The organism is Nocardia sp. NPDC059154 (genome assembly GCF_042755705.1).
Taxonomy (GTDB): Bacteria; Actinomycetota; Actinomycetes; order Mycobacteriales; family Mycobacteriaceae; genus Nocardia.
Map to the genome: position 1 here is coordinate 1 of NZ_JBHZCS010000167.1, position 4,445 is coordinate 4,445.

Below are 4,445 nucleotides of genomic sequence, written 5' to 3' on the forward strand. Positions count from 1 at the left end.
GGTTCGAACCGGTCCAGCAGGACCCGCGCCAACTCTCGTTCGTCGGTCTCGACCGCCCCGATCTCGGCGTCGATGATCGCGTGCGTACCGCACTCGGCCAACCCCACGACCTTCACCTTCGGATACGGATCATCCAATGCCTGGTGGGTGCGGCCGCGGCCGAACTCCGCCTCGTTGTCGGGTGTGTCGGGCACATCCATCTGGACTCCGTCGATGGCCATCACCCGCTGCCCCGCCAGCCACGCACCAGGGGTTCGGGCACCCGCCAGCGGCACCGCGACCCGCGCGAACAACTCCCGCACCGGCTCCTCACCCAAACGGGCCCGCGCCTTGCACAATGCCGCCGAGCTCGGCACCCGCCACAGACCGTCCCAGGATCGCAGAAACCGCAGTCCGTCAACGAGTTTGCGCATCACCTCCTCGTAGGCGTCGTCGAAGAACAACGTCATCGCCAACACGAAATACACCACCACCCGCGCCGGCAACAACCGCTGCCGCTGCTCACGCCGACCGGTCTGCGCCACCACCTCATCGACCAGATCCCGCGACACCACCCGGGTCAGCACCCCCAGCCCGACCCGATCGGTCAACCGCCCCGCCACCTCCGCCACGACCCGGCACCCTACAGCCGAACACCCAGCCACACAGCACGATTCGCCCATCAGTTGCCAGCCGTCAGCAAACCCCCAAAGTTAACGGCATTGGGTTATGCGCAGTGGTGGCCCGCTGGGCCTGGTGACGGCGATGCCGGGGTTGAATCACTGCGCATAACCCTTCTGCGGGGGTCGGGGATCACAGGCCGGTGAGCCAGTTCAACAGTTCGGTGTCGTGGTTCCATTCGGGTAGATCGCCGGTGACGATGTCGGTGTAGACGGCTTCGAGGGCTTTGCGTTTGGCCTCGGTGGAGGCGCGGGCGTAGATCTCGGTGGTGGACAGGTCGACGTGTCCGAGGATGTCGCGGATGTAGGGCAACGGGACGCCGGCTTCGTAGAGGTGCATGGCTTTACTGTGCGACGCAGGGCGTGTGGGCTGAGGTCGGCGCCAGCCAGGGCCGAGAGTCCCCAGGTGGAGCGTTCCCGGTTCGGTGGACACGGAGATGATTGCCGCCCGGGAGCACGGGAGTTTGGTGTTGGGTTCGACGCGGCGTAGTTTCACCGAGGAGTACAAGGCCCAGGCGGTGGGTTTCGTCCTGGATCAGAGTCGGCCGGTGGCCGAGGTGGCACGCAATATCGGCGTGCACGAGATGACGTTGAGGAAATGGGTGAAGAGGGCGAAGGAATCCGGGGATTCCGGTGACCGGGGGAAGGGGCTGACCGACTCGGAACGGGCCGAGTTGGAGCGGTTGCGTGCGGAGAACGCGGAGTTGAAGATGCAGGTCGCGTTCGCAAAAAAAGTTGCGACCTGGTTCGCGAAAGACCAGCGGTGAAATTCGCCGCGATCGCGGACTGGGCTGCGTCGGAGGAATTCGACATCGAGTTCATGTGCCGGGAACTGGACGTGTCCCGGTCGGGCTACTACAAGTGGAAGGGCCGCGGTCGCAGCGACCGGGAGCGCGACGATGCGCTGCTGACGTTGCTGATCGAGGCGATCCACGCCAAATTGCGTGGCAATCCGGGTGTTCGGCGCGTGCACGCGGCGCTCGCGGCGGCCGGGCGGCAGGTGTCACGCAAGCGGGTGTGGCGATTGATGCGCGCGGCCGGTTTGCAAGGTCGGTTCCCGAAACCGTTCCGGCGCACCACGATCCGAGGATCAAAGCCGATGGACGCACCCGATCGGATTGGACGCGATTTCACTGCCGCGCAGCCGAATCAGCGCTGGTGCGGCGACATCACCTACGTCAAGACCTGGACCGGATGGGCGTATCTGGCCACGGTCATCGATCTGCACGACCGGGCCGTGGTCGGCTGGGCGATCGCCGATCACATGCGCACGTCGCTGGTCACCGATGCTCTCGACATGGCCATCGGACGCCGGCGGCCGGCGAAAGGCGTTATCTTCCACAGCGATCGCGGCAGTCAATACACGTCAAAGGAATTCGCCGCCTACTGTGCCAAGAATGGCGTCCTCCGATCTCTCGGCCGGACTGGATCATGCTTCGACAATGCGGTCGCGGAATCGTTCTTCGCGACCTACAAGAAAGAGCTCGTGCACACTCGTCCGTGGCCGACCGTGCAGTCTCTGCGGAAGGAGACGTTCGACTGGATTGAGTTCTACTACAACACCGTTCGCCCTCATTCGGCGCTCGGTTATTTGACACCACGGCAATACGAGTTAGGGTACAGGGAAATCAGTCAGATCGCGGCTTGATCCCGAGTCCACAAAACCGGGAACACTCCAAGGTTATGCGTAGTGATTCGCCCCCTGCACCACCGCGACCAGGCCTTACGGTCCGCCGCTGCGCATAACCCAGCGCTGTTCATAAGCCTCGTTATGTTCAGCTGCGCATAACCCGCCCTGCGGCGTGCCCGACAGACGCCGCTCGATCCCTCCCAGTTCGGTGAGCACGCCCGCTTTCAGAAACGCCTTGCCCAAGTTCACGACACGACGGTCGGTAACGCGCCGCCGAATACGTTGCACGACAACATCATGACGAATGTTGTCGAAGCATCCGGCGATGTCGCCCTCGACCACCCACGAGTAGCCGTTATTGATGTAGTGCACAATCTCGGCTACTGCGTCCTGCGCTCGTCGTCCCGGCCGGTAGGCGTAACTCGACCGATACTGACCGGGCTCGAAGATCGGCTCTAGCACAAGTTTCAACGCCATCTGCACGACCCGGTCGGTCACGGTCGGAATCCCGAGACGGCGAACCTTGCCGCCCTTCTTCGGAATCGCCCGTTCCCGCACTGGTTGCGGCCGATAGCTACCGTCCTTGAGCCGGAACTGGATGTCCCGAAGGAACGGCTCCACCCCGATGCGCTCCTCGATATAGGAGCAGGTGGCGCCATCGGCCCCCGCGCTGCGGGCTCCGCGATTGGCTCGCACCCGCTGCCAGGCCACCCGTAGGGTGTCCATGTCGGCGACGAGGTTGAACAGATCGCGGAACTGCTTGTCGCGGTCATCTTTTGCCCACTTGTGCAGCTTGGTCTGGACATGAAGTACCCGAGCCGCAGCCCCACCGGACTGCGGGTTCGGTTCGACGGTATTCACCATCGGCCTCCTTTCGACCACACCCTGCTGCAAACCTGCTGCCCTCCTTCGCCGTGTCGCCGGCTCTCCCGGCGTCGGACTACTACGAGGACTCCGCCACGACCGACCACCAATAGCTGACGGTGAGCCTGCCCGCCGCCCGGCCGGATGCCGGGAAGGAAGGGCGATGCCCGGTCGCTTCCCACGTTCACTGCCCACCGGTCGGTGGGGTCGGGATCGAGCTTTACCCCGGCAGCATCACCACGAGTACGCCGCAGACCTTTCTCGCGGTCTTCCGAGCCGCACAGACTGAACGACCCGGAAGCGGGCAGGCCACCGATTGAAGCCCGCCCAGCACTGCATCGACCCATATCCACCAGGTTCGGGGTCGTTTTCGAATCACGGGGAATCAGACACTCGTTCGCGATCGCTATCCCTTTCCACCTCGCTAGCGCGACCGGCGCGTCTGGTAGTGCCGCGCCCCCGCTACGTTGTCGGGACTGCTTGCCACCCTCCCCTGCACCTCCCGGATCAGGCTGTCCCCAGCTTCCGGGCCCCCTGCTGCGACAGGAAACCCCGCACGGTCTCACACCGTGCCCGGTAAAGCAGCGCCTCGTGGCGCACAATCGACCTCGAAATCGGTTCCAGAACCAGCTTGAGGGCCATCTGCGCCACCCGATCCCGCAGAGCTGGAATCCCTAGAGCGCGAAGCTTTCCGCTCTTCTTCGGAATCATGACCTGCCGCACCGGCATCGGCGCATAGGTGCCGTTCCTTAGCGAGACCCGCAGGTCCTCGAGGAACGCCATCACCCCGATGTCCTCCTCGACGTGGCGGCGGGTCACCGCATCCACGCCCGCTGTCCTGGCGCCCCTGTTGCTCGACACCCGATCCCAGGCCACCAGCATCGTGGCCTGGTCGTAAACCAAGTTGAACACGTCACCAAACCGCTTGCGCGGCTCGTTTGTTGCCCATCGGTGCAGCTTGCGTTGATGACCGAGTACCCGGCGCTCGGCAACAATCACTGCCTCTGCGTCCGGGACGCCGCTATTCAACGGCTCCTCCTCATCGCTGCCGCTGCCGCTGCCGATCACGCTGTCGCCCTTCCCCATGCACGCGGCTTTCCCGCGCCCGCAGTAACTACGACGACTCCGCCACGACCCAGCACCCACAGTGGGCGTCGCACCTGCCCGCCCCCCGACCGGCCGCCGGAGGGCTCGGGCGGCACCGGGCCGCTTCCCACGTTCACTGATGTCCGTTCCGACAGGGGTCGGTGCCCAGCTATACCCCGGCGGCATCGCCACGAGCCGCACATCGC

The 4,445-nt window shown here is 64.7% G+C and carries 6 protein-coding genes; 2 read left to right on the plus strand and 4 right to left on the minus strand.

The window, feature by feature from the left end:
- Positions 1-611 (minus strand): transposase domain-containing protein (locus ACFXN1_RS51320; RefSeq protein WP_379464158.1); only part of this gene is annotated, 611 nt, incomplete at its 3' end.
- A 181-nt stretch (positions 612-792) separates the two neighbouring features.
- Positions 793-999 (minus strand): tyrosine-type recombinase/integrase, encoded by a 207-nt coding sequence (locus tag ACFXN1_RS51325; protein WP_379446618.1) that lies wholly within the window; start codon positions 997-999, stop codon positions 793-795.
- A gap of 85 nt (positions 1,000-1,084) precedes the next feature.
- On the opposite strand from ACFXN1_RS51325, the gene ACFXN1_RS51330 reads away from it, so the two are divergent.
- Positions 1,085-1,426 carry a transposase gene (locus ACFXN1_RS51330; protein WP_379446617.1) on the plus strand — a complete coding sequence of 114 codons (342 nt, stop codon included), beginning with the start codon at positions 1,085-1,087 and terminating at the stop codon, positions 1,424-1,426.
- Positions 1,423-2,307 (plus strand): IS3 family transposase, encoded by an 885-nt coding sequence (locus ACFXN1_RS51335; protein ID WP_379446616.1) that lies wholly within the window; start codon positions 1,423-1,425, stop codon positions 2,305-2,307. The genes ACFXN1_RS51330 and ACFXN1_RS51335 overlap by 4 nt, the downstream gene beginning before the upstream one ends.
- A 75-nt stretch (positions 2,308-2,382) precedes the next feature.
- Here the strand turns inward: ACFXN1_RS51335 and ACFXN1_RS51340 are convergent, their stop codons facing one another.
- Both ACFXN1_RS51340 and ACFXN1_RS51345 read right to left on the minus strand, forming a co-directional pair.
- Positions 2,383-3,153, minus strand: coding sequence for a reverse transcriptase domain-containing protein (locus ACFXN1_RS51340; protein WP_379446615.1), 771 nt, complete (start codon positions 3,151-3,153; stop codon positions 2,383-2,385).
- A 507-nt stretch (positions 3,154-3,660) separates the two neighbouring features.
- Positions 3,661-4,239 (minus strand): hypothetical protein, encoded by a 579-nt coding sequence (locus ACFXN1_RS51345; protein ID WP_379446614.1) that lies wholly within the window; start codon positions 4,237-4,239, stop codon positions 3,661-3,663.
- Positions 4,240-4,445: the final 206 nt, after the last annotated feature.

Coding starts and splice junctions, on each gene's coding strand:
- ACFXN1_RS51340 (WP_379446615.1), bottom strand. CDS start 3,153: ATGGTGAATACCGTCGAACCGAACCCGCAGTCCGGTGGGGCTGCGGCT.
- ACFXN1_RS51345 (WP_379446614.1), bottom strand. CDS start 4,239: ATGGGGAAGGGCGACAGCGTGATCGGCAGCGGCAGCGGCAGCGATGAG.
- ACFXN1_RS51325 (WP_379446618.1), bottom strand. CDS start 999: ATGCACCTCTACGAAGCCGGCGTCCCGTTGCCCTACATCCGCGACATC.